The sequence below is a fragment of the Bradyrhizobium sp. HKCCYLRH3099 genome (assembly GCF_051167855.1).
In the GTDB taxonomy this organism is placed as follows: Bacteria; Pseudomonadota; Alphaproteobacteria; order Rhizobiales; family Xanthobacteraceae; genus Bradyrhizobium.
Window position 1 is genome coordinate 154,627 of record NZ_JBNPTW010000009.1, and the last position, 25,946, is coordinate 180,572.

At 66.3% G+C, this 25,946-nt stretch carries 29 protein-coding genes and 1 tRNA gene; 15 read left to right on the forward strand and 15 right to left on the reverse strand.

The features are described 5' to 3' along the window. Positions 1–47: 47 nt before the first annotated feature. On the forward strand, positions 48–1,220 hold the full coding sequence (locus ACQR1Y_RS19090; RefSeq protein ID WP_434857901.1) for a TAXI family TRAP transporter solute-binding subunit: 1,173 nt from the start codon (positions 48–50) through the stop codon (positions 1,218–1,220). Between the two features lie 113 nt (positions 1,221–1,333). Here ACQR1Y_RS19090 and ACQR1Y_RS19095 read toward each other — a convergent pair whose 3' ends face one another. Together ACQR1Y_RS19095 and ACQR1Y_RS19100 are read right to left on the reverse strand one after the other, a co-directional pair. Then, positions 1,334–1,750, reverse strand: coding sequence for a YkvA family protein (locus ACQR1Y_RS19095; RefSeq protein WP_434857900.1), 417 nt, complete (start codon positions 1,748–1,750; stop codon positions 1,334–1,336). 101 nt (positions 1,751–1,851) lie between these two features. Further along, positions 1,852–2,154 (reverse strand): 4a-hydroxytetrahydrobiopterin dehydratase, encoded by a 303-nt coding sequence (locus tag ACQR1Y_RS19100; protein WP_434857899.1) that lies wholly within the window; start codon positions 2,152–2,154, stop codon positions 1,852–1,854. Positions 2,155–2,520: 366 nt separating this feature from the next. On the opposite strand from ACQR1Y_RS19100, the gene ACQR1Y_RS19105 reads away from it, so the two are divergent. Then, positions 2,521–3,879, forward strand: a complete 1,359-nt coding sequence (locus ACQR1Y_RS19105; protein ID WP_434877713.1) for a TAXI family TRAP transporter solute-binding subunit — start codon at positions 2,521–2,523, stop codon at positions 3,877–3,879. Between the two features lie 127 nt (positions 3,880–4,006). After that, a complete protein-coding gene (locus ACQR1Y_RS19110; RefSeq protein ID WP_434877712.1) occupies positions 4,007–5,581 on the forward strand; it encodes an alkaline phosphatase D family protein in 1,575 nt (524 codons plus the stop codon). 22 nt (positions 5,582–5,603) lie between these two features. Here the strand turns inward: ACQR1Y_RS19110 and ACQR1Y_RS19115 are convergent, their stop codons facing one another. Then, positions 5,604–5,978, reverse strand: a complete 375-nt coding sequence (locus ACQR1Y_RS19115) for a response regulator (RefSeq protein WP_434857896.1) — start codon at positions 5,976–5,978, stop codon at positions 5,604–5,606. 165 nt (positions 5,979–6,143) lie between these two features. Here ACQR1Y_RS19115 and ACQR1Y_RS19120 point away from each other — a divergent pair, with 165 nt between their 5' ends. The 9 genes from ACQR1Y_RS19120 (at position 6,144) to ACQR1Y_RS19160 (ending at position 14,209) form a co-directional block, all read left to right on the forward strand. Next, a complete protein-coding gene (locus tag ACQR1Y_RS19120) occupies positions 6,144–6,905 on the forward strand; it encodes a Crp/Fnr family transcriptional regulator (protein ID WP_434877711.1) in 762 nt (253 codons plus the stop codon). Between the two features lie 85 nt (positions 6,906–6,990). After that, a complete protein-coding gene (locus ACQR1Y_RS19125) occupies positions 6,991–7,710 on the forward strand; it encodes a prolipoprotein diacylglyceryl transferase (RefSeq protein ID WP_434877812.1) in 720 nt (239 codons plus the stop codon). Next, positions 7,691–9,103, forward strand: a complete 1,413-nt coding sequence (locus ACQR1Y_RS19130) for a radical SAM protein (RefSeq protein WP_434877710.1) — start codon at positions 7,691–7,693, stop codon at positions 9,101–9,103. The genes ACQR1Y_RS19125 and ACQR1Y_RS19130 overlap by 20 nt, the downstream gene beginning before the upstream one ends. Before the next feature lie 46 nt (positions 9,104–9,149). Next, complete coding sequence (locus ACQR1Y_RS19135; protein ID WP_434877709.1) at positions 9,150–9,398, forward strand: hypothetical protein; 249 nt, start codon at positions 9,150–9,152, stop codon at positions 9,396–9,398. 59 nt (positions 9,399–9,457) lie between these two features. After that, positions 9,458–9,622 carry a hypothetical protein gene (locus ACQR1Y_RS19140; protein ID WP_434877708.1) on the forward strand — a complete coding sequence of 55 codons (165 nt, stop codon included), beginning with the start codon at positions 9,458–9,460 and terminating at the stop codon, positions 9,620–9,622. Further along, a complete protein-coding gene (locus ACQR1Y_RS19145) occupies positions 9,615–9,884 on the forward strand; it encodes a hypothetical protein (protein WP_434857890.1) in 270 nt (89 codons plus the stop codon). Before ACQR1Y_RS19140 ends, ACQR1Y_RS19145 begins: the two co-directional genes overlap by 8 nt. A 10-nt stretch (positions 9,885–9,894) precedes the next feature. Further along, positions 9,895–10,662, forward strand: coding sequence for a hypothetical protein (locus tag ACQR1Y_RS19150; protein WP_434877707.1), 768 nt, complete (start codon positions 9,895–9,897; stop codon positions 10,660–10,662). 225 nt (positions 10,663–10,887) lie between these two features. After that, on the forward strand, positions 10,888–12,714 hold the full coding sequence (gene typA / locus ACQR1Y_RS19155) for a translational GTPase TypA (RefSeq protein WP_434877706.1): 1,827 nt from the start codon (positions 10,888–10,890) through the stop codon (positions 12,712–12,714). A 247-nt stretch (positions 12,715–12,961) separates the two neighbouring features. Then, a complete protein-coding gene (locus ACQR1Y_RS19160; RefSeq protein WP_434877705.1) occupies positions 12,962–14,209 on the forward strand; it encodes a flavin monoamine oxidase family protein in 1,248 nt (415 codons plus the stop codon). Positions 14,210–14,304: 95 nt separating this feature from the next. Here ACQR1Y_RS19160 and ACQR1Y_RS19165 read toward each other — a convergent pair whose 3' ends face one another. From ACQR1Y_RS19165 to ACQR1Y_RS19190, 6 genes are all read right to left on the reverse strand, one after another. Further along, positions 14,305–15,195: a LysR substrate-binding domain-containing protein gene (locus tag ACQR1Y_RS19165; protein WP_434877704.1), complete on the reverse strand. Its 891-nt coding sequence runs from the start codon at positions 15,193–15,195 to the stop codon at positions 14,305–14,307. Positions 15,196–15,203: 8 nt separating this feature from the next. Then, positions 15,204–16,178, reverse strand: coding sequence for a YeiH family protein (locus ACQR1Y_RS19170; RefSeq protein WP_434877811.1), 975 nt, complete (start codon positions 16,176–16,178; stop codon positions 15,204–15,206). Positions 16,179–16,398: 220 nt separating this feature from the next. Continuing rightward, on the reverse strand, positions 16,399–16,809 hold the full coding sequence (locus ACQR1Y_RS19175; protein WP_434877703.1) for a thiol-disulfide oxidoreductase DCC family protein: 411 nt from the start codon (positions 16,807–16,809) through the stop codon (positions 16,399–16,401). Next, the gene (locus ACQR1Y_RS19180; protein ID WP_434877702.1) at positions 16,809–18,137 is read right to left on the reverse strand and encodes an SDR family oxidoreductase; all 1,329 of its coding nucleotides are present in this window, start codon (positions 18,135–18,137) and stop codon (positions 16,809–16,811) included. The genes ACQR1Y_RS19175 and ACQR1Y_RS19180 overlap by 1 nt, the downstream gene beginning before the upstream one ends. 10 nt (positions 18,138–18,147) lie before the next feature. Continuing rightward, positions 18,148–18,615: a DUF2269 family protein gene (locus ACQR1Y_RS19185; protein ID WP_434877810.1), complete on the reverse strand. Its 468-nt coding sequence runs from the start codon at positions 18,613–18,615 to the stop codon at positions 18,148–18,150. Between the two features lie 10 nt (positions 18,616–18,625). After that, the gene (locus ACQR1Y_RS19190; protein WP_434877809.1) at positions 18,626–19,534 is read right to left on the reverse strand and encodes an alpha/beta hydrolase family protein; all 909 of its coding nucleotides are present in this window, start codon (positions 19,532–19,534) and stop codon (positions 18,626–18,628) included. A gap of 241 nt (positions 19,535–19,775) precedes the next feature. Between ACQR1Y_RS19190 and ACQR1Y_RS19195 the strand changes: the two genes are divergently transcribed. Together ACQR1Y_RS19195 and ppa are read left to right on the forward strand one after the other, a co-directional pair. Then, positions 19,776–20,285 (forward strand): GNAT family N-acetyltransferase, encoded by a 510-nt coding sequence (locus ACQR1Y_RS19195; protein WP_006611902.1) that lies wholly within the window; start codon positions 19,776–19,778, stop codon positions 20,283–20,285. A 202-nt stretch (positions 20,286–20,487) separates the two neighbouring features. Continuing rightward, positions 20,488–21,024: an inorganic diphosphatase gene (gene ppa, locus ACQR1Y_RS19200; RefSeq protein ID WP_434857883.1), complete on the forward strand. Its 537-nt coding sequence runs from the start codon at positions 20,488–20,490 to the stop codon at positions 21,022–21,024. 140 nt (positions 21,025–21,164) lie between these two features. On the opposite strand, the gene folD is transcribed toward ppa, so the two are convergent. The 3 genes from folD to ACQR1Y_RS19215 form a co-directional block, all read right to left on the reverse strand. Further along, the gene (gene folD, locus ACQR1Y_RS19205) at positions 21,165–22,049 is read right to left on the reverse strand and encodes a bifunctional methylenetetrahydrofolate dehydrogenase/methenyltetrahydrofolate cyclohydrolase FolD (protein WP_434877701.1); all 885 of its coding nucleotides are present in this window, start codon (positions 22,047–22,049) and stop codon (positions 21,165–21,167) included. A gap of 270 nt (positions 22,050–22,319) precedes the next feature. Then, positions 22,320–22,649: a DUF167 domain-containing protein gene (locus ACQR1Y_RS19210; RefSeq protein ID WP_434877700.1), complete on the reverse strand. Its 330-nt coding sequence runs from the start codon at positions 22,647–22,649 to the stop codon at positions 22,320–22,322. Between the two features lie 14 nt (positions 22,650–22,663). Beyond that, the gene (locus ACQR1Y_RS19215; RefSeq protein ID WP_011923523.1) at positions 22,664–22,954 is read right to left on the reverse strand and encodes a YggT family protein; all 291 of its coding nucleotides are present in this window, start codon (positions 22,952–22,954) and stop codon (positions 22,664–22,666) included. A gap of 242 nt (positions 22,955–23,196) precedes the next feature. On the opposite strand from ACQR1Y_RS19215, the gene ACQR1Y_RS19220 reads away from it, so the two are divergent. Next, a tRNA-Ala gene (locus tag ACQR1Y_RS19220) sits at positions 23,197–23,272 on the forward strand. A 126-nt stretch (positions 23,273–23,398) separates the two neighbouring features. Here ACQR1Y_RS19220 and ACQR1Y_RS19225 read toward each other — a convergent pair. The 3 genes from ACQR1Y_RS19225 to ACQR1Y_RS19235 all read right to left on the reverse strand — a co-directional run bounded on the left by ACQR1Y_RS19225 (position 23,399) and on the right by ACQR1Y_RS19235 (position 25,921). Next, on the reverse strand, positions 23,399–24,208 hold the full coding sequence (locus ACQR1Y_RS19225) for a glutamine amidotransferase (protein ID WP_434877699.1): 810 nt from the start codon (positions 24,206–24,208) through the stop codon (positions 23,399–23,401). Between the two features lie 254 nt (positions 24,209–24,462). Then, the gene (locus tag ACQR1Y_RS19230; protein WP_434857879.1) at positions 24,463–25,242 is read right to left on the reverse strand and encodes an SDR family NAD(P)-dependent oxidoreductase; all 780 of its coding nucleotides are present in this window, start codon (positions 25,240–25,242) and stop codon (positions 24,463–24,465) included. A 211-nt stretch (positions 25,243–25,453) separates the two neighbouring features. Beyond that, positions 25,454–25,921, reverse strand: a complete 468-nt coding sequence (locus ACQR1Y_RS19235) for a TerB family tellurite resistance protein (RefSeq protein ID WP_434857878.1) — start codon at positions 25,919–25,921, stop codon at positions 25,454–25,456. Between the last annotated feature and the right edge of the window lie 25 nt (positions 25,922–25,946).

Here is a 25,946-nt window from a genome sequence, read left to right on the forward strand (position 1 = left end):
CGCGTGCCGGCCCGCAATCATGTGCCAGCCTTCACCAAGGGGGACACATGCGACGTCTGTTTGGAGCGGCCCTGGCCGCAGTGATGATGGCGTGCGGTTTCGCCGCCCACGCCGAGGAAAGCGAGTTCGATCCCGCCAAGGTGAGCGACAGCCTGAAGGCAATCTTTCAGTTCGGCTCCGTGCAGACCAAGCAGGCACTGAACGCCAACACGGTGACGCTCATCACCGGCACCATCGGCGGCACCTATGTGCAGTTCGGCGCCGACCTCGCCTCGCTGCTCGACGACGGCAACAGCCTGCGCGTGCTGCCGATCGTCGGCCGCGGCTCGGTGCAGAGCGTCGCTGACATCCTGTTCCTGCAGGGTGTCGATCTCGGCGTGGTCCGCGCCGACACGCTCGACTATCTCGAGCGCAAGGGGTTCGCCAAGGACATCAAGCGGCAGTTCACCTACGTCACCAAGCTCTACAATGAGGAGATGCAGGTGATCGCGCCGCGCGCGGTCCGTACCTTGCGCGACCTCGAAGGCCGCCGCGTCAGCGTCGACCTGCCCAATGGCGGCACCTTCGTCACCGCGCTCACCGTGTTCGAGCGCCTCGGCCTGCGCGCGAATTTCGCCTATATCGAGCAGCGCATCGCGATGGAGAAGCTGAAGCGCGGCGAGCTCGATGCGGTCATCGTCGTCGGCGGCAAGCCCTACAAGTCGGTCAGCAATTTCGTGAACGACGGCCGCTTCCACCTCGTCAATGTCGACTACGACCGCCCGCTGCAGACCGACTATCTGCCGGCGACGCTGACGGCGAAGGACTATCCGAACCTGATCGCCGAAGGTGAGAAGGTGGATACGATCGCGGTGCCCGCGGTGCTTGCCGCCTATAATTGGGCGCCGAACACCGACCGCTACCGCAAGCTCGCGACCTTCGTCGATGCGTTCTTCACCAAATTCCCGGCGTTCCAGAACCCGCCCTTCCATCCGAAGTGGAAGGAAGTGTCGCTGTCGGCGCCGCTCGCCGGCTGGCAGCGCCTGCCCGCCGCCAGCAAATGGCTGGAGAGCCACGCGATGGAGGGCGCGCAGCGCGATCGGTTCGACGACTTCCTGAAGCAGAGCAACGCCGGCAAGGCGCTGCCGAGCGAGGCGGATCGCGAAGCCTTGTTCAAGCAGTACCAGGCCTGGGAGGCCGAGAAGACCGGCAGCGCCCGCGCCCAGGCGCGCGGCCGCTGACGAGACCGCCCGCCGGGCACGCCTCGGCTCTGTCGGCATGAACTGAAAAGCCCCGCTCGGATGTCCGAGCGGGGCTTTTGGTCTCCTGGGCATGCCGCCTGACGTGGCCACCCTCAGTCGCGATGATCGTCATCCGCCGAATCTTTCGCGGACCTGTCCGATGCGAGTCGCGCGAGCATGGCGCGGGCGGCGGCATGATGATCGGGCGTGATGTTCGAGGTCACCATGCGGATCGCCGTGGCGAGCACCGCCGCGTCGTCGGTGAAGCCGAGGATCGGCAGCACGTCCGGAACGAAGTCGAACGGCAGCACGAAATAGGCGATCGCGCCGAGCAGGGACACCTGCACGTGCCGCGGCGTCTCCTTGTCGAAGGCACAGTAATAGGCCGCGAGCAGCTCCTCGGCGAACGGAAGCCGCGCAACGACCTTCTTGAACTTCACCCAGAAACGACGGCGAAGCGTCTCGCGATCCTGCGCCAGCCGCTCCGCCGGCTCGAAGCCGACGCTGTAGTCGGCCGAATCCGACACCATGTCCGATCTCCGGTTCCGAGGCTGCGCGGTGGCGCAGCCATCGAGCCGACATGTGGGGATGACGACCTCTGCTGCAAGACGTCGCTGGGCAGCGATCTCGGTCAGTCGCCGATCTCGCTTGCGATCGCGTTCATTGCGGTGGCAAGCGCGATGTCGCGGGCGGTCACGCCTCCGGCGTCGTGGGTGGCAAGCACCACCTCGACCGTGCGGTAGACGTTGCGCCATTCGGGATGATGGTCCTGCTTCTCGGCGATCAATGCGACCCGCGTCATGAAGCCGAATGCCGCGTTGAAGTCCTTGAAGGTGAAGGTGCGGGTGATGGCGTCGCGGCCGTTCAGCTCGGACCAGCCGGAAAGCTCGCGCAAGGCATGGGCGCGTGCGTCCCCTGAAAGTGGTTGGGCCATCTCGATGTCCTCCTCTCGTCCTCTTCCTCGCACAGATCGATCCGTCCGGATCCCTACGGTCATCGCGCCGGTCCGGATCACGCGCCCCGATCCTCTCGGGCCGGTGACTGGAAACCGCTTCCCCGTCAGAGCCTTGTCACAGCAGCGCCGCCGGATCGCCGTCTCGCCATGGTTGTCTGCCCGAGCACTCGTGCCACGGTAACCATGACGCAGATGTCACCCCGGGCGGACAAGAAATTTGCTACAGTTCGGCATTATCGGAGGTCGAGGCCGGACGAAGCCGCCCCTGGCGTCGTTTCCCGGCTCGAGGTGACCGGAGGAACGGACCTGGCAGACACCCAGACCACGCCAGCACAGCGCTCCCAGATGCGCCCTGCCGTGTTCATCGTCATCGCCGGGATCCTCGCGATCGTCGGCGCGCTGGCGGGTGCGTACTATTTTGCCATGCGGCCGGTCGTGCTCAAGATCGCGGTCGGTCCGCCGAACAGTGACGACCTCAAGGTCGTCCAGGCCCTCACCCAGGCGTTCTCGCAGAACCACGCCTATGTCCGGCTCCGCCCGGTACCGACGGAAGGCGCCGGCGAGAGTGCGCAGGCGCTGGCTGCCGGCAAGGTCGACCTCGCGATCGTGCGCGGCGATCTCGAGGTGCCGAAGAACGCGCAGGCCGTCGCCACCCTGCGCAAGAACGTGGCCGTGCTCTGGGTGCCGCCGGCCGGCAAGGGCAAGGGCCGCAAGAGCGGCGCCAAGATCACCAAGATTTCCCAGCTCGCCGGCCACAAGGTCGGCATCATCGGCCGCACCCCGGCCAACGCCAACTTGCTGAAGGTGATCCTGCACCAGTATGGCGTCGATGCCGGCAAGGTCGAGATCGTGCAATTCCCGATCACCGAGGCCGCCGAAGCCGTCCGTAACCAGAAGGCGGACGTCTATCTCGCCGCCGGGCCGATCAACAGCAAGATCACCGCCGATGCGATCGCGGCCGCCACCAAGGACGGCGGCACGCCGACCTTCCTGGCGATCGATTCGGCCGAGGCCATCGCGCAGAACCATCCGGAGTACGAGGCCGCCGAGATTCCCTCGGGCGCGTTCGGCGGCTCGCCTGACCGTCCGGAAGACGAAGTCAAGACGATCAGCTTCAACCACCACGTTGTTGCCCGCAAGGGTCTCGCCGATTCCACCGTCTCGGCCTTTACGCATCAGTTGTTCTCGGCCCGCCAGCAGCTGCTGTCGGAATTCCCGCTCACCGCCAAGATCGAAACGCCCGACACCGACAAGGACGCCGCGATTCCCGCTCATCCCGGTGCCGCCGCATTCGTCGACGGCGAGGAGAAGACCTTCCTCGACCGCTACAGCGACTACATCTGGTGGAGCTTGATGGCGCTGTCTGCGATGGGCTCGGCCGGCGCCTGGTTCGCGGGCTATCTCAAGCGCGACGAGCGCACCATCAACACCTCGCTGCGCGACCGGCTGCTGGAGATGATCACGATCGCGCGCAAGAGCGATTCGACCGAGGAGCTCGACCAGCTCCAGGCCGAGGCCGACGAGATCCTGCGCAACACGCTGACCTGCTTCGAGGACGGCGCGATCGAGCACGCCGCGCTGACCGCGTTCAACATCGCGCTCGAGCAGTTCCACAACGCGGTGGCCGACCGCAAGCTGATCCTGATGAGCATGCCGGCCAACCTGCAGCGGACCAGCGCTCAGCTCCGCGCCGCCGGGACGTGAGCCGGCGCCGCGCCTGCCGCGTGCGTCTCGACCAGCCGTGTAATTGCAGCGTCATCAATCTTTCCTAGGTCTGCCGGCCATGGCGCTGCGCGTCCTTTTTCGCGCGCGAGCCGATCAGGAGATTCCCATGACCGCTCATCTTGTCCGCCCGCCGTCGCTTCGTCTGTCGCGCCGCCGCTTCCTCTCGACGGCCGCTGCCGCCGGCGTCACGACGCTTGCGACCCCCTATCTCAGCCGCGCGGCCGACCGGCCGCAGATCACCCATGGCGTGCAGTCCGGCGATGTCAGCATGGACGGCGGCGTGGTGTGGGCGCGTGCCGACCGGCCGTCGCAGATGCTGGTCGAGGTCGCGACCACCGAATCGTTCAAGGACGCCCGCGCGCTGCCGCCGATCGCGGTGCTGCCGGAGAGCGACTTCACCGCCAAGATGCTGATCGACAATCTGCCGAGCGGCCAGGACATCTTCTACCGCGTCAAATTCCGCGACCTCTCCCACACCGCCGTCGAGAGCGAGCCAATGGTCGGCCGCTTCCGCACCGCGCCAGGCAACAAACGCGACGTGTCGTTCGTCTGGGGCGGCGACGTCGCCGGCCAGGGCTGGGGCATCAATCCCGACGATGGCGGCATGTTCACCTTCGCGACGATGAAGAAGCATCGTCCGGATTTCTTCCTGCATTCCGGCGACACCATCTATGCCGATGGTCCGATCAAGTCCGAAGTCAAGCTGCCGGACAACAAGGTCTGGAAGAACCTCACCGTGGAGGAGAAGGCCAAGGTCGCCGAGACGCTCGACGAATTCCGCGCCGCTCACAAGTACAATTTCCTCGACGAGAACGTGCGGGCCTTCAATGCCGAGGTGCCCATCTTCGTGCAATGGGACGATCACGAGGTGACCAACAACTGGTCGGCCTCCAAGGACCTGCCGGCGGCCTACAAGGAGCGCAACATCCAGCTGCTCGCGGCGCGCGCCGCGCGGGCCTTCCACGAAATGTATCCGATGCGCGAGAGCATCGTTGAGCCGGGCCGGGTTTATCGCACGATCAATTACGGCCCGCATCTCGATGTGTTCGTGCTTGACGAGCGCAGCTATCGCGGTGCCAACGGTCCGAACCTCGAGGACAGCTATGGCCCGTCGTCCTACTTCATCGGGCCGGAGCAGATGCGCTGGCTGAAGCGGGCGCTGCTGAATTCGCGCGCGACCTGGAAGGTGATCGCCTCCGACATGCCGCTCAGCCTGATCGTCTATGATGACGCGGCCAACAAAAAGGGCTCCGAGGCGATCGCGCAGGGCGACGGTCCGGCGCGCGGCCGCGAGCTGGAGATCGCCGAGATCCTGCGCTTCATCAAGACGGCGCCGATCCAGAATACCGTATGGCTGACGGCCGACGTGCACTACGCCGCCGCGCACTACTACGATCCCAACAAGGCGCAATTCCAGGACTTCGAGCCGTTCTGGGAGTTCGTCTCGGGTCCGCTGCATGCCGGCACGTTCGGTCCGAACGACCTCGACAACACCTTCGGCCCCGAGGTGCGCTTCATCAAGGCGCCCGGTCTCGACAAGCAGAACCTGCCGCCGTCGGCCGGCATGCAGTTCTTCGGTCACGTCAAGATCGACGGGGCGAGCGGCCAGATGACCGTGACCCTGCGCGACCGTGCCGACGTTGCGCTGTGGTCGACCACGCTCGATCCGAAGCTGGGCTGACGGCGTTTCGCTGCGGCGACGACTAGTCGCGTCGCCGCAGCACGACCTCCAGGGCATCGGTCGGGCAGGGCTTCGGCAAGCGCGGCCGGTCGGAAAACGCTGTGGGCACGCCGTCGGCGCCGTAGCCGGTCGAAAATGCGAAGGGGATGCCGAGCGTGCTGAGACGCTCGGCGATCGCAAAGCTCTTTTCGCGCACCAGGCCGACATCGAGCAGCGCGAACTCCGGCGCCCGCTCCTCGATCATGGCGAGCGCCGTGGCGACGTTCGCCGCGATTCTGACCTCGGCCACACCGAGATCAGTGATGGTGTCTTCCAAGCCGAGCGCAATGATCGGGTCGTCCTCGACGACCAGCACATGCTGATAGAGCTCGGGCACGCTGGGTTGCGAGCGGGTCATGTGATCTGCGGGTTCCAAGGTGAAACTGGCTCCCGCAGCCGGCGCCTCATCGCAAGCACGCTGGCGGGTCCTGGAACCGAAGCCATCATATCGGAGTTCCTGTGTCTGTGCACTTGTGAACACAAGAAGCACAGATCACGCACATGCGTAACGCGGGGGATTTCGATGCCGACCCAGACTGTGACGACACTTGCGCGTGAGCGACCCTATAACAATCTGCTGCGCCGGTTGAGTCCACCGGATTATGCTCTGATCGCGCCCTACCTGGTCGAGGACCAGGCGATGCCGAGCGAACTGCTGTATCGCCCCGGCGACGACGTGCAGATCGTGCATTTTCCCTGCGGCCCGGCGCTGACATCCTACCTGGTTCCCAACGAGGACGGTCGCGACGTCGAGACCATTCTGGTCGGCCGCGAGGGCGCGGTCGGCGGCATCGTCAGCGAGGGTTTCCTGCCGGCCTATACGCGGATCGTCGTCAAGTTCGGCGGCCCGTTCGTCCGCTTGCCCCTGTCACGCCTCGCCGCGGCCAAGCTGCAATCGAAGACGCTGCGCAACGTATTCGCGCGCTATGCCGATTGCATGCTGGCGCAGATGTTCCAGTCGACCGCCTGCAACGCCATTCACTCGATCGAGCAGCGCACGGCGAAATGGATCGTGGCGGCGATGGACCGCACCGATGGCGAGCCGATCGTGCCGCTGACGCATGAGCAACTCGCGACCTTGCTCGGCGTCGGCCGCTCCTATGTCAGCCGTGTCGTCCAGACCTTCCGCGCCGAGGGCATTCTCGAAACCAGGCGCGGCGCCTTCATGGTGCGGGATTTCGATGCCTTGAAGCAGCGCTCCTGCCTGTGCAACGAGGCGGTGAAGACCCATTTCGAGGAGGTCCTGCGCGGCGTCTATCCGACCGAGCAGGCGGCCACCGGCTGATATCAACCGAGGCTGAGACGAACACGTCATTGCCTTCGGCGCCGGGACCTTGCCATAGTCCGGATGAAACCGGACGATGGGAGTCATGGACGGCGCCGTTCTTCATGCGATCTTCGACGTCGCCGCCTGGCTCAGCGCGGCCACTGCCGGCTGGTGGCTCGCGCGAGGGGCGCGCGTCAGCTTTCCCAAGCAGTCGACCGAATGGCCCTATGTCGCCGCGCTCGTGTTCGGCGCCGGGCTGGGCGCCTATCTGTTCGGGACCTTGAACCTGTGGCTGTCCGGCATGACCGGGCTGGCGCGCTCGGTCGAAGGCGCGCTCGCCGGCGGCATCGTGGCGGTCGAGCTCTACAAATGGCGGCACGGCATTGCCCTGCGCACCGGTGCGCGCTTCGCGCTGCCGCTGGCGGTCGGCATCGCGGTCGGCCGTATCGGCTGCTACGTGGCAGGGCTCGATGATTTCACCTATGGCACGCCGACGTCCCTGCCTTGGGGCCACGATTTTGGCGACGGCGTTCTGCGTCATCCGGTGCAGCTTTATGAAAGTCTGGCGATGGCGGCCTTCGCGGTGCTCTACATCATCGCGGTCTTCAGGCGGAGCGGCTCCATCATCGCCAACGGCTTCTATCTCGCGCTGCTGGTCTACGGCCTGCAGCGCTTCGCCTGGGAATTCCTCAAGCCCTACGGGCCGGTGATCGGCCCGCTCACCCTGTTTCACCTGCTGTCGCTCGCGATCGCCGCCTACGCCGCGGTCATGCTGTCGACCGCGCCGCAACCGAAGGCCCTGCATGAACGCGCCGCTGCGTAAGTCTCGCCCCTATGTGTTCTGGGGGCAGACGCAATCCCTGTGCGAGACCTGCCTCGAACTGGTGCCGACCAAGATCCAGATCCTCGACAACGAGGTCTGGTACGAGAAGCGCTGCAAGCAGCACGGCGTACAGTCGACCCTGGTTTCCGACGATGCCGCCTATTGGCGGCGCTGCAAGTCCTTCATCAAGCCGGGCGACACGCCGCTCAGCTTCCAGCGCCGCACCGAATATGGCTGCCCCTATGATTGCGGCCTGTGTCCCGATCACGAGCAGCATTCCTGCCTGGCGCTCATCGAGATCACCGATCACTGCAACCTGACCTGCCCGGTGTGCTTCGCCGAGTCCTCGCCGCAGCGCGCGCATTTCACCCCGCTGGCGACCGTCGAGCGCATGCTCGATGCGCTGGTGAAAAGCGAGGGCGAGCCGGACCTGGTGCAGATCTCCGGCGGCGAGCCGACCTTGCATCCCCAGTTCTTCGACATCCTCGCCGCGGTGCGTGCGCGCCCGATCCGCCACGTCATGATCAACACCAACGGCCTGCGCATCGCGCGCGAGCCGGAGTTCGTGGCGAAGCTCGCGGAAAACAAGCGCGGGCTCGAGGTCTATCTGCAGTTCGATTCGCTGTCGCGCGCCGGCCTCACCAACATCCGCGGCGCCGATCTGCGCCGCATCCGCCAGCAGGCGCTGGAGAACCTCGAGCGCGCGGGCCTCTCGACGACATTGGTCGCGACCATCAAGCGCGGCGTCAACGACGACGAGATCGGCGACATCGTCCGCCACGCGCTGGAATGGACATGCGTGCGCGGCGTGACGTTGCAGCCGGTGCAGGACGCCGGCCGCAACGCCGATTTCAACAAGGACACCGACCGCATCATGCTGTCGGAGATCCGCCGCCGCGTGATCGAGACCGGCGTGTTCGGCGAGCAGGATATGATCCCGCTGCCCTGCAATCCCGAGAGCATCTCGATCGGCTATGGTTTGCGCAACGGCACCACCGTGCTGCCGCTGACCTCGATGGTGCCGCAAGAGGAATTGCTGTCGGTGATGCCGAACACGATCAGCCCGGAGAAATATCCGGTGCTGCGGGACAAATTCGTCGAGCTGTTCTCGCTGTCGTCGGGGCCGCTGAACACCGGCGAGCGCGTCGCCGAATTCCTCTGCTGCCTGCCATCCGTGCAGGTGCCCGACAATCTCGGCTATGAGCACGTCTTCCGCGTCACCATCGTGCAGTTTCTCGACCGCTTCAATTTCTGTGTCGGCAACGTCAAGCGCTCCTGCATCCATTTCGTCACCGAGCGCGGCGAGATCATCCCGTTCGACACCTACAACCTGTTCTACCGCAACGGCGCCATCGACGGCATCCGCGCGCGTATGGGGAAGGGGCCGATATGAGCAAAGCGCCCATCCGTGTCGTTCGGCCGCTTCAAGCGTGGTCGCCATGACGGAACGCCCGATTCTTCCCCCCGAGCTCCCGCCGCAGCAGCAACGCTCCGGTTGTCTTGCTGCGCTTGGCATCATTGCCGGCCTGATCCTGCTGTTTCCGATGGCCTGCGTCCTCGTCATCTTCCCCAATCAGATCACGCGCAATGATCTGGTCGATCCGATCGGACTGCTGTTCATCGGCGCTGCACTCGCCGGCGTCGTGCTCATCGTTCTCGCCGTCAGGCGGGGGCGGGGGCCTGCATGACGTCGCCTGCGCCGCCGTCGGCTGCGCGTGGTTGCCTTACGGCGGTGGCGTCCATCCTGATGCTGCTGATCGGGCTGGTGCTGCTCGCGCCCGGCTTGCTATGTTTGATCATCGAGCGGAATCTCTCGGGCCTGCTTGCCGCGCTTGCGCTTGGTGCCGTGATGCTCGGCTTGTTGCTGGTCTTTGCCGCGATTCGCCTGATGATGCCGCGCCGCCATGGATGATGATCCCTTCCACCGCCGTCCGCCACTGTCGCCCTTCCTGGAGGAGGTGGGTCGGGCGCGGGAGCCCGCCGGCCTGGCGGCGACGGTCGGAGCGATCCTCGGCGGCCTTGCCCTGATGTTTCCGTTCGGCTGCGTGATGGCGCTGATGCGCCGCGAGTGGAATGAGTTCGGCGGCCTGTTCGGCCCCGGGGTGATCCTGGCCGGCATGGCCGTCGCGGGACTGGTGATGATCGTGCTGGCGGTGCGCCGCCGTTGGGGCTGAGTCCGGTCAGATGACGTCACCCGACCGTCCTGGCTCGGAGACTCGCGCTATCCCGCCGCTGCCGAAGGAGCGCTGGAAGGGCCCGCCCGGCGGCATTCCGGATGAGGAGCGGCCGCGCGGCAAAGGCTGCCTCACCCCGCTGATCATGGTCGGGAGCCTCGGCTTGATGGCTTGGGGGCTGTACGCGGCCATCTATCTCGCCCTCGTGCCGAGATGGACGATGGGCGGCTATTTCGGGTTTTTCCTGGCGGGTCTTGCTGCGGTGGCGCTCGGTGCATGCTTCATCGGCTACGGCCGCGGCCGTCGGCCACCCAGGCCGCGGACCTTCGTCGCGTCGGTGGCACGAGAGGGGCTGACCGCGCTGCTCGGGTTCATCGGACTGTTGCTCCTGTTGCCGGGGCTCTGCTCGCTGCTGTTCGGTTCATCTGCGCTCAGCTTGCCTGAAGGCGGCGACATGGCCTCGCAAGGCATGATCCTCACCGGCTTGCTGGCCGGTGCGGCCGGCATCACATTGATCACCTGGGACAGTATTCCCTCTGGCGCCGCCGGACTGGTCCTGGCAACCGGCCTCCTGCTCCTGATCCCCGGCGCGTATGCCGTCCTGTACGGTTTCAGCCGCCTCTATTGGATCAACCATCTGCAGTCTCCCCTGCTGCCGATCGGGCTCCCCGCCGGGGTGATCGGAATCCTCTATTTCCGGGCGGCCCGGCAGCGCATGCGGGACGGAGCGTCCGTCGATCCCCCGGCCGACCCGCCCGGATCCGCTCCTCATTCCTGAAAGCAGTCATTGTTTTTTGGCATTTTCTGCCTATATTGCGCCGCAACGCGCGAGGTCTGCCCGGTCGATTGGCCGGGTTTCCTATTTGGGGCTGCCGGCCCCTTCCGCCGAACGAGTTTCGCGAGCGCGCGTCGCAAAGCTAACAGCTTGATTCGACTATCATAAAGCGCGCGCCCCGCCGGGGACAGAGCACGGGCTCTTGAGAAAGCTTAGAAGACACCGACCATGAACCTCCGCAACATCGCTATCATCGCCCACGTCGACCACGGCAAGACAACCCTGGTCGACAAGCTCCTGCAGCAGTCCGGTACCTATCGCGAGAACCAGCGCACGGTTGAGCGCGCGATGGATTCCAACGACCTGGAGCGCGAGCGCGGCATCACCATTCTGGCCAAGTGCACCTCGGTGCAGTGGCAGGACACCCAGATCAACATCGTCGACACCCCCGGCCACGCCGATTTCGGCGGTGAGGTCGAGCGCATCCTGTCGATGGTCGACGGCGTGATCGTGCTGGTCGACGCCGCCGAAGGCCCGATGCCGCAGACAAAATTCGTGGTCGGCAAGGCGCTCAAGCTCGGCCTGAAGCCGATCGTCGCCATCAACAAGGTCGACCGCCCCGACGCCCGGATCACCGAGGTCGTCAACGAGGTGTTCGACCTGTTTGCTGCGCTCGACGCGACCGACGAGCAGCTCGATTTCCCGATCCTCTACGGCTCGGGCAAGAACGGCTGGATGGCGACCTCGCCCGACGGCTCCCATGAGGACGGCATGAAGCCGCTGTTCGATCTCGTGCTCAAGCACGTGGCGCCGCCGGTGGTCGAGGAAGGCCCGTTCCGGCTGCTCGGCACCATCATCGAGGCCAACAACTATCTCGGCCGCATCATCACCGGCCGCATCGCGTCGGGCTCGGTGAAGCCGAACCAGGCCGTCAAGGTGCTGTCGCGCGACGGCAAGCTGATCGAGACCGGCCGCATCACCAAGATCCTGGCCTTCCGCGGCCTCGAGCGCCAGCCGCTCGACTTCGCCGAGGCCGGCGACATCGTCGCCATCGCGGGCCTGACCAAGGGCACCGTGGCCGACACGTTCTGCGACCCTACCGTCGAGACGCCGCTGCAGGCGCAGCCGATCGATCCGCCGACGGTGTCGATGTCGTTCATCGTCAACAACTCGCCGCTGGCCGGCACCGAAGGCGACAAGGTCACCAGCCGCCTGATCCGCGACCGCCTGCTGCGCGAGGCCGAGGGCAACGTCGCGCTGCGCGTCGTCGAGTCCCAGGATAAGGACGCGATGGAAGTGTCCGGCCGCGGCGAGTTGCAGCTCGCGATCCTGATCGAGACCATGCGCCGCGAGGGTTTTGAGCTTTCCGTGTCGCGTCCGCGCGTCGTGTTCGAGAAGGACCCGGCCACCGGCCAGACGCTGGAGCCGATCGAGGAGGTCGTGATCGACGTCGACGAGGAGCATTCCGGCGTCGTCGTGCAGAAGATGAGCGAGCGCAAGGCCGAGCTGATCGAGATGCGCCCGTCCGGCGGCAACCGCCTGCGCCTGGTGTTCTACGCGCCGACCCGCGGCCTGATCGGCTACCAGGGCGAACTCATGACCGACACCAAGGGCACGGCGATCATGAACCGCCTGTTCCACAACTACATGCCCTACAAGGGCGCGATCCAGGGCCGCCGCAACGGCGTCCTGATCTCCAACGACCAGGGCGAGGCCGTGGCCTATGCCATGTTCAAGCTGGAGGATCGCGGCCCGATGATGATCGAGCCGGGCTGGAAGGTCTACAAGGGCATGATCGTCGGCGAGCACACCCGCGACAACGATCTCGAGATCAACGTGCTGAAGGGCAAGCAGCTCACCAACATCCGCACCACCTCGAAGGACGAGGCCGTCCGCCTCACCCCGCCGATCCGGATGACGCTGGAAAAGGCGCTCGCCTATATCGAGGACGACGAGCTGGTGGAGATCACCCCGAAGTCGATCCGGCTGCGCAAGAAGCACCTCGATCCAAACGAGCGCAAGCGCGCCGAGAAGCAGAAGGAAGCGGTGGCGTAAGCCACTCGACCGCTTCAGTGGGGCAGGGCGTGGTGGCGCAACATCCGCTCTCGTCATGCCTCGCTTGTCGAGCGCAGTGTCTCGACATCCTCCGCCGTCATGCCCCGCGCAGGCGGGGCATCCAGTACGCCGCGGCCCCTCGGGGTCACACGCCCGTCTCGGCGTACTGGATCACCCGCTTTCGCGGGTGATGACAGCAGTGGTGAGGTGATAGCCGGGCCTCCATCGTAGGAGCCGCAGCCGCCTCATGAGCAGCCTCCCATCCTCCATCGACATCGCCATCATCGGCGCCGGCGCGGCCGGCCTCGGCGCCGCGCATGCGCTGCGCGACAAGGGCGTCTCCTTCATCGTGCTCGAAGCGCGCGGCCGCATCGGCGGCCGGGCGCACACGATCATGGCGTCGCCCGACGTCACCTTTGACCTCGGCTGCGGCTGGCTGCATTCGGCCGACCGCAACTCCTTCGTCGCCATCGCCGAGCGGCTCGCCTTCACCATCGACAAATCCCGTCCGCCCTGGCGCGACCAGGCCTATGAGGCGGCGTTCCCGCGTGCCGAGCGCGACGATTTCCTCGGCGCGCTGGAGGCCTTCTTCACGCGCACGGCGGAGGCTGCCGCAAGCGACCGCGACGCGCCCGCGAGCATCTGCCTGGAGCCCGGCAATCGCTGGAACGGCATGATCGATGCGATCTGCACCTATCTCAACGGCTGCGAGCTCGACCAGATGTCGCTGCTCGATTTCGAGGCCTATGAGGACACTGAGCTGAATTGGCGCATCCGCCGCGGCTATGGCGCGCTGGTCTCGGCCTATGGGGCCGGCCTGCCGATCGCGCTGAACTGCAACGTGACCCTCATCGACCACAGCGACAAGCGAGTCCGCCTGACGACGTCGGAGGGCACGCTGACCGCCGACAAGGTCATCGTCACCGTGCCGACCAATCTGATCGCCGACGAAGCGCTCCGCTTCATGCCGGCCCTGCCGGCGAAGGTCGAAGCCGCCGCCGGCCTGCCGCTCGGCCTCGACAACAAGGTGACGCTCGCGCTCGACGGCTGGGATCACCTGCCGAAGGATTCCGGCATGCGCGGCCGTAGCCACACCGCGCGCGTCGGCAGCTTTCAGCTCCGCCCCTTCGGCCAGCCCTGTATCGAAGGGTTTTACGGCGGCAGCTTCGCGCGCGAGATCGAGGCGGCGGGCGAGGGCGCATTGGCTGCGCAGGCGATCGACGATGTCGCAGCCCTGCTCGGCAACGGTGTCCGCAAGAGCCTGCGTCCGCTGGCCGAGTCGCGCTGGGGTGCCGACCCGTTCGCGCGCGGCGCCTATTCGCACGCGCTCCCCGGCCACGCCGACAAACGCGCGGTGTTGGCCGCACCGGTCGACAATCGGCTGTTCTTCGCCGGTGAGGCCACGCCGCCGGATTTCTTTTCCACCGCCCACGGCGCGCGCGACTCGGGCGAGCGGGCGGCCAAGGAAGTGCTTGCGTCGTTGGGCAGGCACTGACCTCTCTGCCGTCATTGCGAGCGCAGCGACGCAATCCAGGACCGCACGGGTGGTGAGAGTCTGGATCGCGTCGCTACGCTCGCGATGACGGTGCCTCAAACAGCGACCACCTCTCCCACCATCCGCAGAAACTCCCGCGCCGCCTGCGTCTGGTGATGCTCCTTGTGCCGCAGGCTGTAGAAGTGCCGCTTCGGCAGGTCGAGATGGGCCACCGCCAGCAGCCCCGCCTTGACCGCGCGCATCACTACCAGCCGTGACAGCACCGTGACGCCGGCGCCGGCCTCGACGGCGCCGCGCACGGCCTCATTCGACGGCAGGTCGAACGCGACATCGAGCTCGTCCATGCGAATGCCGAACCGGCCGACCGCCGCTTCGAGCACGGCGCGTGTGCCAGAGCCCTGCTCGCGCAACACCCAGCGTGCTGCCTTCAGATCCGCGGCCTTCACCGACGCGCCCCGGCACAGCGGATGATCGACCGGCCCGACCAGCACCATCTCGTCGTCCGCCACCGGCTGGGCCGCGAGCACGGGATCGTCGATGTCGCCCTCGACGAAGCCGAGGTCGGCCGAGCCCTCGCGCACGCGCTCCGCGACCTGCTCGGTATTGCCGATCGACAGCTCCAGCGTGATCGCCGGATGCGCGGCATGGAAACGATGAATGAAAGCCGGCAGCCAATAGCCGGAGATGGTCTGGCTCGCCGCCAGCGCCAGCCGACCGCGTTTCAGGCCGGCGAGATCGTCGAGCACGGTCTCGGCCGCGGCGGCGCGCGCGAGCACGGCCTTGGCCTCGACCAGAAACGCGCGGCCGGCCGCCGTGAGCACGATGCGGCGGCCGACACGATCGAACAGTTTCGTCTGGTAGCGCGCTTCGAGCGCGGCGACCGCCGCCGATGTCGCCGATTGCGTCAAATTGAGCTCGCGCGCCGCCTGGGTGACGTGCTCGCGGGTGGCGACCGCAACGAAGATCCGGAGCTGCTCGAGCGTCACGTGCTCTCCTATGTCGCCAGCTTCACCAGAGCGAGGCTGAAGCTCGCGATGAACAGGAAGGCCGCGAAGCCGAGCGCCGCCGGCCGCAGGCCCTTGGCCTTCAGCTTGGCGAAATCCGTCTCCAGCCCCATCGCGGCCAGCGCCATCGACAGCAGGAAGGTCGTCGCAGTCACGATGATCGTCTTCGCCTCGGCAGGCACCGTGATGACGCTGTTGATACCGACCATCGCGATGAAGCCGAGCACGAACCAGGGCAGCTGCGGTTGCGCGCTGGCGTGACCGTGTCCGCCATGGCCGGCGCGGCGCGTCGCCAGCAGGCCAAGCGTGAGCACGACGGGCGCCAGCAGCATCACCCGCGCGAGCTTGGCGATGGTGCCGAACTCGCCGGCCTGCTGTCCCCCCTGGAACGCGGCCGCGACCACCTGGGCGATCTCATGGATCGAGGCGCCGCTCCACAGCCCGAAGGCGTGGGCATCGAGATGCAGAAGGGCGGGCAGCAGGGGATAGGCGATCATCGCGATCGAGCCGAACACGGTCACGCAGGCCACCGCATAGGCGACGTCCTCGTCATGCGCGCGCGTCACGGTGTTGGTCGCGATCACCGCGGACGCCCCGCAGATCGAGGTGCCCGCCGCGATCAGCTCGGCCAGCTTGCGATCGACGCCGAGTAGCCGGCCCATCCACACCGTGAACAGGAACGTGCCGGTCAGGCTCAATGCGATCACGAACAATCCGCGCGCGCCGACTTCGACGACCTGGGCCGCCGTGAGCTGCAGCCCGAGCAGGATGATTGCGACCCGCAGCACCCGGCGCATGGCGAAGGCGACGCCGGGCTTGGCCCGCACCGGCGTGCCGACCACATTATGCAGCGCCATGCCGGCCACGATCGCGAGGATCATCGGGCTGAACACGCCCAGGCCCGGCAGTTCGCGCAGCCCGAAGGCGCCCGCCGCGATCGCGGCGGACAGCGCGAGGCCCGGCAGCAACGGCGCCAGGCGCGACGGTGAGGGGACGCGCGTGTCTCGATGTTGGGCGATGTCGGGCGCATCGGCGGTCAGATCGTTCGGGTGGGTAGCCATGAAAAAACTCTCCAAACCTGGGGTTTGAGAGAGAATTTCATGCTTAAATCAATCGATCCAACGGATTATATCGGACATTATGATCGATTCAATCGATTGATTGGCGCCTCTTGCGCCAGCAATCCTAATCCTCCAGGACGCGCCGGCGCAGCGCGGCGTCCGGCACGAAGCAGGAATCGTATTTGCCGAAAACGCGGTAGCGATTGCGGGCGACCACGCTGTAGAGCGCGTCGCGCAACGGCTTCGGCACGGCGAACAGCGCGCGGGTCCAGCCCCAGCCGGGGAGGTTGGAGAGCACGGTGAGCGCCGCATCGGATTTCAGATGCGCACGTCCGCCGTGCACGACCGCGTTGGTGTCCGGCTCCTTCGGATCGATGCCGAAGGCTTGCGCGAGTCTGGTGCCATAGGGCGATTGGATCGGCGTGAAGCGGAAGCGCTTGGCGCTGTCGCGCGCGATCACGAACCGGACCCAGCGCGAGCAGAACACGCAGACGCCGTCATAGAGAATCACATCGTCATCGGGCCAGTCGGTCATCAGCGATTGTCCATCATCAAGAGCGCGGCCAGCATCAGCACGATCGCAGGTGCGGTCTTCACCAATGCGCCGAGCGGCTCGAGCCAGAGGTCGGGCGTCAGCACCGCGCATCCCAGCATGTAGCCGAGCGAGACGACGATTCCGGCAACGAGGCCGAAAGCCGCCGTTTTGCGGAATGCGATCAACATACCGACGGAGATGTCCATCATGCTGGTGATGGCCGCGAACGGAATCGCAAATCCCTCCGGCCAGCCGCGCGTGGTCAGGATCGCGGTGGTCGCCGGGAACGAGATGAACAGCGCGATGCTGCCGGAGGCGATCCAGAACAGCACGAGGCTCGCGATCATCAGTGCCTTGATCAGGAACAGCCGCGCGAACCATTTGTCCTGAATGGACGCGCCATGCGCGCCGACGGCTTCGCTGAGGCTGACCGGCGTGATCCCAGTGGCCGCCATCCATGGCGCGGGATCGCCGCGCACGCCGCGGCGTAGCTCGGCGATGGCCGTGCGGCGCATCGGCGGCATCCAGCCCAGCCGGCTGGAGAGGTCGCCCGCGAGCGCGCCGAGATCGACGAGCGGCGCGGGCACGGCGAGGCGCGGCCAATCCGTGGTGCCGAAGCTGCGCCGGAACGCGGCGATCACGTCACCCAGCGTCACCGCCTCCGGCTGCATCAGATCCCAGCTCACCGCTTGCGTCGCGTCCTCATCGATCGGCCGCGTGGCGAGCCAGGCGATGGTCGCGGCGATATCCGCAACCGCCACCGGCTGGAACGGCGTCGCCGCGTCCTTGACCGGCAGATCAATCGGAAACGCCGCGAGCGCGCGCAGCATCGCACTGCCGCCATAGGCCGAGGGTGCGATCACGAAGCCTGGGCGCAGGATCGCATGCGGAACGCCTGAAGACGCGATCAGCCGTTCGGCCTCGCGCTTGGTGGTGGCGAAGGCGGTGTGATCCTCGTCCGCCGTGCCAGGAATCGAGATATGAACGAACCGCACGCGGCGGCCGCTCGCCGGGATCGCGGCGAGCAGGCGCGCCACGAACTCGCGATGCACGGCCGTGGTGTCGCTGCCGGGACCATCCTGCAGCACGCCGAGACAATTGACGACGACATCGATTTGATGCGCGCGCATGAGGCCCGCCAAGGCGGAGGCATCGAGCGCCATGATCGGCAGCTCGATGTCCAGCGAGGAGACCCGTTGCGAGGCCGAGAATGCCCGCGCGACGCCGACTGTGGCGAAGCCGCGCCGGCGCAAGTCATCCGTGACGAAGCGGCCGATCAGCCCGGAAGCGCCGAGCACGAGGACGCGCGAGGTCGGAGCAGCGATCATGCAAAACCTGTTAGTACGGCTTGGCGATCATCAGCCAGAGAATGGCCATGACCGAGCCGAAGCCGGGGATGCCGCACAGGAACCAGCGGCGGAAGACGGTGAAATAGCGCGGCGGCAGCTTTTGCGCACGGCTGTCGGCGGCGCGCGCGAGGTCGCGGAGCTCGATCTGCATGAAGATCACGGGCACCCAGAACAGGCCGGCGACGGCGTACAGCAAGAGCGAGGTGAGCAGCCAACCCTCCGTCACGGCCGTCGACGACAGCCACATCAAGGTGCCACCAGTGATCGGCTGCAGCAGCACCGCCGACAGCGTGAAGATCATGTCCGCGATCACGACGACACCGGCCGTCCGTGCGATGAACGCGGCTTCGCCGCTCAGATGTGCCATCAGCATGAAGAATGCGATCCCCGTGCCGGTTCCGAGAATCACGATGGCGCCGAGCACGTGCAGATATTTAACCAGGAAATACAGCGTCATCATGGTCCTGTTAGTTCGCCGATCCCGACTTGACCGGGCGCGGCGCCGGCGGCCGGACGAGCGCTGAGGCCAGCGCGTCCGAGGCGGTCATGAGACCGGCGTCCTGTTCGGCCAGCCAATGGCCTTCGTTTCCGAAGGCGGGCAGCAGCTTGAAGTCGACTTGCGCCCCACCCGAGACGAACGCGTCGGCGATCTCACGCGACAACGCCGGCGGAAAGTAGCTGTCATTGGCTGCAACGAGCCATGTGACCCGGAGCTGTGCGTTGTGTCCGAAGGCACGGGCGGCGTCGCGCAGCCGCAGCTCGCCGCAGATGCGTCCCGGCACATCGTCAGCGTGGCCGCCGCGGCCAGGTGCAAAGACGACGATCTTCGCGACGAGGCGCCGAGGCTGACCGGCGAGCGCCAGCGCGCCCCAGCCGCCGGCCGAGTGGCCGACGACGAGCGCGCCACCCCTTGCAACGAACGGCTGCTCGCGCATGAAGGCGAGCGCGCGTAAGATCTGCGCGGCGGTCGCGCGTCCGGCTTTCTCGTAGTCCGGATTGGCGCACTCACCCTGGTCTTCGACGTAAGGTCCGCCGGTGCGGCCATGCCCGAGACGCTCCGGCACCAGCACCGCATAGCCGCGCGCCACCAGCTCGCGCGCCAGGGCCGTGTAGCTCGGCTGCGGCATCTGCGCCCGCCGGAGCGCGTTCTGCGTGGAGGCGTGTGCGATCAGAGCCAATGGAAACGGTCCGTCACCGGCGGGCCGGTAGAGCAAGGCGTGCGCCGGAATGTCGGTCGAGGTCGACGGCACCAGCCATTGCTGCCGTCGCGCCGGCTCGCCCTCGGCCGACACTGGTCCGAATCGCTGCGCCCAGGCGTTCGATCCTGTGAGGACGGCGACCGCGAGCAACCATGAGACGCAGCGAAGCAGCACCAGTCAGCCTGACGGGAAGATGTTGAGCCCGAGCCACACTAACCGATGCAGCGTCGCCGTCAGCCGCTGTTTGTCGTGCGTGCTATGAACCTGCGGTGACAGGACACCGCTGTCTCCCAACAATGTTGCGAATTTGTCCCTTTTCGGCACAGGTTTCCGCCACTGTGATGCCGAAAGTCCACAGGTTAACCGATCTTTAACGTGGCACCTTGAAGGCGGACCGCCGACTTGCTTTGATCCCGTCATGAGCACAACCCTGATCGAAGTCCGTCCGGCCAAGGCTGCAGATGCGGCTGCGGTGGCGTCAGCCCATGATGAAGCTTGGCGTTCTGCCTATCAGGGGATCATCCCCGGCGCAGAGCTGGAGAAGCTGATCAATCGGCGCGGTCCCCAGTGGTGGGACAGCGCAATCCGCAAAGGCAGCCGCGTCAGCGTGCTGGTGTTCAACGACAAGGTCGCGGGCTATGCGAATTACGGCCGCAATCGTGCCCGCAGCCTGCACTTCGACGGCGAAGTCTACGAGCTTTATCTGCGACCGGAATTTCAGGGGCTGGGGTTCGGTCGCCGGCTCTTCCAGTCCGCCAAGCGCGATCTCGCGCAGAGCGGGCTGAAGAGCATGGTGGTGTGGGCGTTGTCCGACAACGACCCCGCCACCGAGTTTTACCGCGCGTTGGGCGGCCGCATGGTCGCGCGGTCGTCGGAGCGCTTCGGGCCGAAGTCGCTCGACAAGGTCGCTTTCGCCTGGACGAACTGAGCTGGACCGACCGAGGTCCGGCGGATTGAAGCTCTGGACGCGTTAAGCGTTAACGCGTCGGCGAATTGAACTGAAGGTTTCGGATTGAGCTAGCAGTTGCGCGGTCGCCATTTTTTTGCGACTGCGAATGCGAGCGCTCATCGCCCGAGCGTCTGACCCGCGAGGGTCAAATCCTCAAACGTTCAAGTTCCACGGAGCATCCATGCGCATCGACGCCATCCCGATCGGGAAAGATCCGCCGCGCGAGGTCAATGTCGTCATCGAGGTCCCGGTCGGCGGCGAGCCGATCAAGTACGAGCTCGACAAGGAAGCCGGCACGCTGTTCGTCGACCGCTTCCTCTATACGGCGATGCGCTACCCCGGCAATTACGGCTTCATCCCGCACACGCTGTCGAATGACGGCGACCCCTGCGACGTGCTGGTGGCCAACACCCGCGCGATCGTCCCTGGCGCGGTCATGAGCGTCCGCCCGGTCGGCGTGCTGATCATGGAGGACGAGGCCGGCGGCGACGAGAAGATCATCGCGGTGCCGTCGTCCAAGCTGACGCAGCGCTACGACAAGGTCCGCAGCTATTCGGACCTGCCTGATATCACGCTGCAGCAGATCCAGCACTTCTACGAGCACTACAAGGACCTCGAGCCCGGCAAATGGGTCAAGGTGTTGCGCTGGGGCAATGCCGACGACGCCCACCAGCTGATCGCCGAAGGAATCGCCCGCGCCAAGGCGGCGAAGAAGTAACCTCCGGCGCGTTGGCAACAACGCGCACAAGGTCATTCCGGGATGCGCGAAGCGCAGACCCGGAATCTCGAGATTCTCAGGTGCGCGATTGCGCACCTGAGTTCAGCCGCTGCGCGGCTGCCCCGGAATGACTTTGCAGGCTACACCGCCGGCTTCGGCAGCCCGGCGATCGCGCAAGCCGCGCGCAGCGTGTTCACCAGCAGGCAGGCCACCGTCATCTGGCCGACGCCGCCGGGCACCGGCGTGATCGCGCCGGCCACTTCAGCAACCTCGGCATAGGCGACATCGCCGACCAGCTTCGTCTTTCCTTCCGCGGTCGGGATGCGGTTGATGCCGACGTCGATCACGGTCGCGCCCGGCTTGATCCAGTCGCGCTTCACCATCTCCGGTCGGCCGACCGCCGCATAGACGAGGTCCGCGCGCGCGGTCAGCGCCGGCAGATCGCGCGAGCGCGAATGCGCGATGGTCACGGTCGCGTTCTCGTTGAGAAGCAACTGCACCAGCGGACGTCCCACCAGATTGGAGCGGCCGATCACGATCGCATTCAGGCCTTCGAGCGAGCCGTGCACGGTCTTGCTCAGGATGATGCAGCCGAGCGGCGTGCACGGCGCCAGCGCCGGCTGGCCGCCGGCCAGGCGGCCGGCATTGTGCGGGTGCAGGCCGTCGACGTCCTTGGCCGGATCGATCGCGTTGATCACCACCTCGGTCTCCAGCCCTTTCGGGAGCGGAAGCTGCACCAGGATGCCATGCACCGACGGGTCTTGATTGAGCCTGCCGATCAGCGCCAGCAGCTCCGCCTGGGAGACGTCGGCGGGCAGCTTGTGCTCGAACGACGCCATCCCGGCGGCCTGGGTCTGGGTGTGCTTGCTGCGGACGTAGACCTCGGAGGCCGGGTCGTTGCCGACCAGCACAACGGCAAGGCCCGGCGTCAGACCGTGGTCGCGCTTGACCCGCTCGACCTCGCCCGCGACCTGCGCCCGCAGATCGGCTGCGATGATTTTTCCGTCGATGATGCGTGCGGTCATGGCTCTACCTCTTCGGTCAAAACAGTCTCTTCAGCGCACGACGCCAGCCGCAAGCTCCCACCCTCCCCTGGAGGGGGAGGGTCGCTCGCGCGCGAAGCGGGCGAGCGGGGTGGGGTGATCTCTCTACTCGCGCTGGTGCCAGAGGAGAGATCACCCCACCCCGCCTCACACGCGCTTCGCGCCTGTGAGCCGACCCTCCCCCTCCAGGGGAGGGTGAAGGCCGCCGCTGCAGCCGGAAGCGTCGATACGCTCGTTTTGCGTCTGCTCTCGTTATTTGCCGCTGGGCTTATGGGCTGCGATGAGGTCGCGCAAGGCCTGATCCAGCTTGGACGGCTCGCCGTCGATCGCGACCTGCTTGAGACGGGCCGTCGTGCCGGAGGTGATTCGCACCGCCTTCTTGGTGACGCCGATCGCCTTGGCCAGAAGCTCGGTCACGGCGCGGTTGGCTTCGCCGCCGTCGGCAATCGCACGGACCCGGACCTTCAGCACGTTGCGGCCGTCGGACAGCGTCTCGACACCGTCGATCGCGTCGCGGCCGCCGCGCGGCGTCACCCGCAGCGCGACGGTCAGGCCACCCGCCGCCGTGCGCCAGGGCTCCATCGCGACGACAGCGATCAGAAGACGTTGGGGTAGATGTAGTAGGTGATCACGCGCTGGATCAGCATGATGATCAGGATCAGGATGATCGGCGAGATGTCGAGGCCGCCCAGATTGGGCAGCATGCGCCGGATCGGGGCCAGCACCGGCTCGGTGATTCGGTAGAGGAATTCGGCCACCGCGGACACGAACTGATTGCGCGTGTTGACGACGTTGAAGGCGATCAGCCACGACAGGATCGCCGAGGCGATGAGCAGCCAGACATAGAGGTCGAGAACGATCAGAACGATGTCGAGAACGGCACGCATGCGGGTCCACTCGGGGGCGAGGTCGCGGATTCGACCTGGGTTGTGCGGTAGATATCGGTTCCCCCCCGCCCAAACAAGGGAAGCCGGACGTCAAGGCTAACGGGCGATGTGAGCGTTCTTGACTTGACCAGTTCACCGCCTGTAAATGGCGCCCGATCTGCCGGCCGCCTTCCCACTCTCGCGCGGCCGCGTGACCAAGACATCGGACTGTCCAAAACATCGGACCGTCGAAGTCGTGACTTGGGGCCATAGCTCAGCTGGGAGAGCGCATCGTTCGCAATGATGAGGTCGGCGGTTCGATCCCGCCTGGCTCCACCACGCTTCGCCCTTCGGGCTACGCGTGGCGCAGCCACGCAGTGCCCGAGGGGCGAAGCGTGGTGTCCGGCGTAGCCCTTGGCGAAGCCGGACTGACACCAGTCACCACAATCCGATCGTCTGAAGCCGCTACTCCGCCGCCTCGGCCATCGCCGCGACCGGCTGCCGCTCCAGCCATCCATCCAGGAAGTGCTTCAGCCATACCCGCTCGGCGGCATCGTGCACCGCGCGGCCCTCGAAATGATGGTGGCGCGCGCAGGCGCCGGGCGTGTCGAGCCTTGCATGGCCGCGCGTGGTCCAGCGGCACATCATCGCGTAGGTGACGTCGGGGTGGAACTGCAGCCCGGTGGCATTCTCGTATTGATAGGCCTGCACCGGAAAGTCGCCGCCCTCGGCCAGGAGGTCGGCGCCGGCGGGCAGGTCGAAGCCCTCACGGTGCCAATGGTAGACATGGTCGGGCCAATGCGGGCAGAGCTTCTTGCCCGCGCGCGTCGGATGGATCGGATAATAGCCGATCTCGGCGCGTCCCTGCGGATGCGGCGCCACCCGGGCGCCGAGCTGCATCGCCAGCATCTGCGCGCCGAGGCAGATGCCGAGGAACGGGCGCTGCTCGCGCAGCGGCACCTCGATCCAGTCGATCTCGCGCCGGACGAAATCGTCGGGATCGTTGGCGCTCATCGGACCGCCGAAAATCACGGCACCGGAATGCCCATCGAGCGTCTCCGGCAGCGGATCGCCGAAGCGCGGCCGGCGGATGTCGAGCCGGTAGCCGCGGGCGCGCAGCGCATTGCCGATGCGGCCGGGACTCGAGGTTTCCTGGTGCAGGATGATGAGCACGGGCCGGTGCGGCACAGCCGCCGCGGCCGGCGTCGAGGACAGGGGCCGAACGTCCGCCGTGGCGGTCCCGTTCGAGGAAAGCGAAGGGTCTGGCCTGAGCATCACCTGGCGATCATAGCTAAGCGAAGGTTAACGGTGCGTGAGCAAGTCAACCTCGGAAAGCAAACACCGGGCCAGCACGGGCCATTTCGGCCGACGCAACGAATCATCTGCGCGACGTTTCGCGATAGTCGAAGACCACTGGCGGCGTCGAAAACGCAGAACGAAAAATCTGGTGCGGTTTCAGAGCCAATGCCGCCACGGCGACAACACCGACATCGCAAAGCGGAATGTCGGATCCGCCCCGCGCGGGCGGATCAACTGCGCTTGAGCTGCAGCCGCCCGACCGCGTCGAGGATGAAGCCGCGCGGGAACCAGCGCAGCAGGAACGGCACGATCTTGATGCCGATCCCCGGCAGCACGACCCGCTTGTCCGCCATCAGCCCGCGATAGCCGGCCTCGGCGACGGCCTTCGGCGAGACGTTGAGGATCACCGAATCGACACCCGGCTTGAAGCCGGCGCGGTCCTGGAATTCGGACGGCACCGGACCCGGGCACAGCACGGTGACCCGCACGCCATGCGGCGCCAGCTCCTTGCGCAGCGCCTCGGTGAACGAAATCACATAGGCCTTGGAGGCGTAGTAGACGGCCATGCCGGGCCCCGGCAGGAAACCCGCGACCGAGCCCAGGTTGAGGATGCCGCCCTTGTTGCGGATCAGCTGGTCGGAGAAGCGCAGCGACAATTCGGTCAGCGCGCGCACGTTCACCGAGATCATGTCGAGCTGCTCGGTGCGGTCGAGCTGCACGGCCTTGCCGAACAGGCCGAAGCCGGCATTGTTGACGAGATATTCGAGCTCGACGCCGGCGTCAGTCAGCGCCGCCGCGATGGTCGCCCCGGCATTGGGGGAGGTGAGATCGCAGGGGATGACGAGCGGCGCCGGTCCGCCCTTGGCGGTGATCTCGCGGGCGAGCGCGGCGAGGCGGTCCTCGCGCCGGGCGGTCAAGGCAAGCCGGTGACCGTTGGCCGCGAACACGCGTGCCAGCTCGGTTCCGATTCCGGCCGAGGCGCCCGTTACCAGCGTAACCCGTTCACTCACGATTCCCTGCTCTTCGATTACATTCCGAACTTGCTTGGTCGCCGCGGACGAGAGCATAGCCCGGCCGGAACATGCAAGCTGGCCCGAAGCCCGGCTCGGCGCCCGGTTAACGCAATAACATCGGATTCACATAGGTTTACATGAACAAAGGTTGCCCGGAACAAAATTAAAGTTTGTTCATCTGACGGCCACTCGCCGGGCGGGAGCCGGATCAGGCCGGGTTCCCCGCGCGTCGGGAGGCCACCCGGTGCTTGAGGTCGATGCGGTCGGGAGTGGAGATGCCGAGCAGCTCCGAGGCGCGCCAGACCACATTGTCCTCGAACTCCGTCACCTTGCCGTCGGCATAGACCAGCTCCCACATCATCTCGACGATGCGCAGCCGGCCGGCCTCGTCGACCTCGCGCATGATGACGCTGGTGAACCGGTAGAGATCGACCGCGTCGCCCTCGGCCAGCATCGCCTGCGCGATCAGCCGGTCGGCGGAGCCATGGTCGAGGCCGAAGCGCAGCTCGATCAGGCTGTGCAGCTTGCGCTGCTCCGCCGCACTCGGCTCACCGTCCAGCGAGATTACGTGGATCAGCAGCGCGGTCGCGGCGAGCTGGTAGCCATTGTCGTCGAAGGCCGGCGTCTCCTGCGGCGACACGACGTCGGCGATGAATTGGCGCAATCCTTCGAGCATGGCGTCCTTCGATGTTGCGTGCAGG

Excerpts from the sequence above, each read along its gene's own strand:
- ACQR1Y_RS19105 (WP_434877713.1), top strand. The coding sequence starts at position 2,521 with ATGCGCCCTGCCGTGTTCATCGTCATCGCCGGGATCCTCGCGATCGTC.
- ACQR1Y_RS19210 (WP_434877700.1), bottom strand. The coding sequence starts at position 22,649 with ATGGAGCCCTGGCGCACGGCGGCGGGTGGCCTGACCGTCGCGCTGCGG.
- ACQR1Y_RS19125 (WP_434877812.1), top strand. The coding sequence starts at position 6,991 with ATGGACGGCGCCGTTCTTCATGCGATCTTCGACGTCGCCGCCTGGCTC.
- ACQR1Y_RS19095 (WP_434857900.1), bottom strand. The coding sequence starts at position 1,750 with ATGGTGTCGGATTCGGCCGACTACAGCGTCGGCTTCGAGCCGGCGGAG.
- ppa (WP_434857883.1), top strand. The coding sequence starts at position 20,488 with ATGCGCATCGACGCCATCCCGATCGGGAAAGATCCGCCGCGCGAGGTC.
- ACQR1Y_RS19145 (WP_434857890.1), top strand. The coding sequence starts at position 9,615 with ATGGATGATGATCCCTTCCACCGCCGTCCGCCACTGTCGCCCTTCCTG.
- ACQR1Y_RS19115 (WP_434857896.1), bottom strand. The coding sequence starts at position 5,978 with ATGACCCGCTCGCAACCCAGCGTGCCCGAGCTCTATCAGCATGTGCTG.
- ACQR1Y_RS19215 (WP_011923523.1), bottom strand. The coding sequence starts at position 22,954 with ATGCGTGCCGTTCTCGACATCGTTCTGATCGTTCTCGACCTCTATGTC.
- typA (WP_434877706.1), top strand. The coding sequence starts at position 10,888 with ATGAACCTCCGCAACATCGCTATCATCGCCCACGTCGACCACGGCAAG.
- ACQR1Y_RS19100 (WP_434857899.1), bottom strand. The coding sequence starts at position 2,154 with ATGGCCCAACCACTTTCAGGGGACGCACGCGCCCATGCCTTGCGCGAG.
- ACQR1Y_RS19130 (WP_434877710.1), top strand. The coding sequence starts at position 7,691 with ATGAACGCGCCGCTGCGTAAGTCTCGCCCCTATGTGTTCTGGGGGCAG.
- ACQR1Y_RS19180 (WP_434877702.1), bottom strand. The coding sequence starts at position 18,137 with ATGATCGCTGCTCCGACCTCGCGCGTCCTCGTGCTCGGCGCTTCCGGG.
- folD (WP_434877701.1), bottom strand. The coding sequence starts at position 22,049 with ATGACCGCACGCATCATCGACGGAAAAATCATCGCAGCCGATCTGCGG.
- ACQR1Y_RS19135 (WP_434877709.1), top strand. The coding sequence starts at position 9,150 with ATGACGGAACGCCCGATTCTTCCCCCCGAGCTCCCGCCGCAGCAGCAA.
- ACQR1Y_RS19185 (WP_434877810.1), bottom strand. The coding sequence starts at position 18,615 with ATGACGCTGTATTTCCTGGTTAAATATCTGCACGTGCTCGGCGCCATC.
- ACQR1Y_RS19140 (WP_434877708.1), top strand. The coding sequence starts at position 9,458 with ATGCTGCTGATCGGGCTGGTGCTGCTCGCGCCCGGCTTGCTATGTTTG.
- ACQR1Y_RS19195 (WP_006611902.1), top strand. The coding sequence starts at position 19,776 with ATGAGCACAACCCTGATCGAAGTCCGTCCGGCCAAGGCTGCAGATGCG.
- ACQR1Y_RS19160 (WP_434877705.1), top strand. The coding sequence starts at position 12,962 with ATGAGCAGCCTCCCATCCTCCATCGACATCGCCATCATCGGCGCCGGC.
- ACQR1Y_RS19120 (WP_434877711.1), top strand. The coding sequence starts at position 6,144 with ATGCCGACCCAGACTGTGACGACACTTGCGCGTGAGCGACCCTATAAC.
- ACQR1Y_RS19110 (WP_434877712.1), top strand. The coding sequence starts at position 4,007 with ATGACCGCTCATCTTGTCCGCCCGCCGTCGCTTCGTCTGTCGCGCCGC.
- ACQR1Y_RS19090 (WP_434857901.1), top strand. The coding sequence starts at position 48 with ATGCGACGTCTGTTTGGAGCGGCCCTGGCCGCAGTGATGATGGCGTGC.
- ACQR1Y_RS19150 (WP_434877707.1), top strand. The coding sequence starts at position 9,895 with ATGACGTCACCCGACCGTCCTGGCTCGGAGACTCGCGCTATCCCGCCG.
- ACQR1Y_RS19225 (WP_434877699.1), bottom strand. The coding sequence starts at position 24,208 with ATGCTCAGGCCAGACCCTTCGCTTTCCTCGAACGGGACCGCCACGGCG.
- ACQR1Y_RS19235 (WP_434857878.1), bottom strand. The coding sequence starts at position 25,921 with ATGCTCGAAGGATTGCGCCAATTCATCGCCGACGTCGTGTCGCCGCAG.
- ACQR1Y_RS19175 (WP_434877703.1), bottom strand. The coding sequence starts at position 16,809 with ATGACCGACTGGCCCGATGACGATGTGATTCTCTATGACGGCGTCTGC.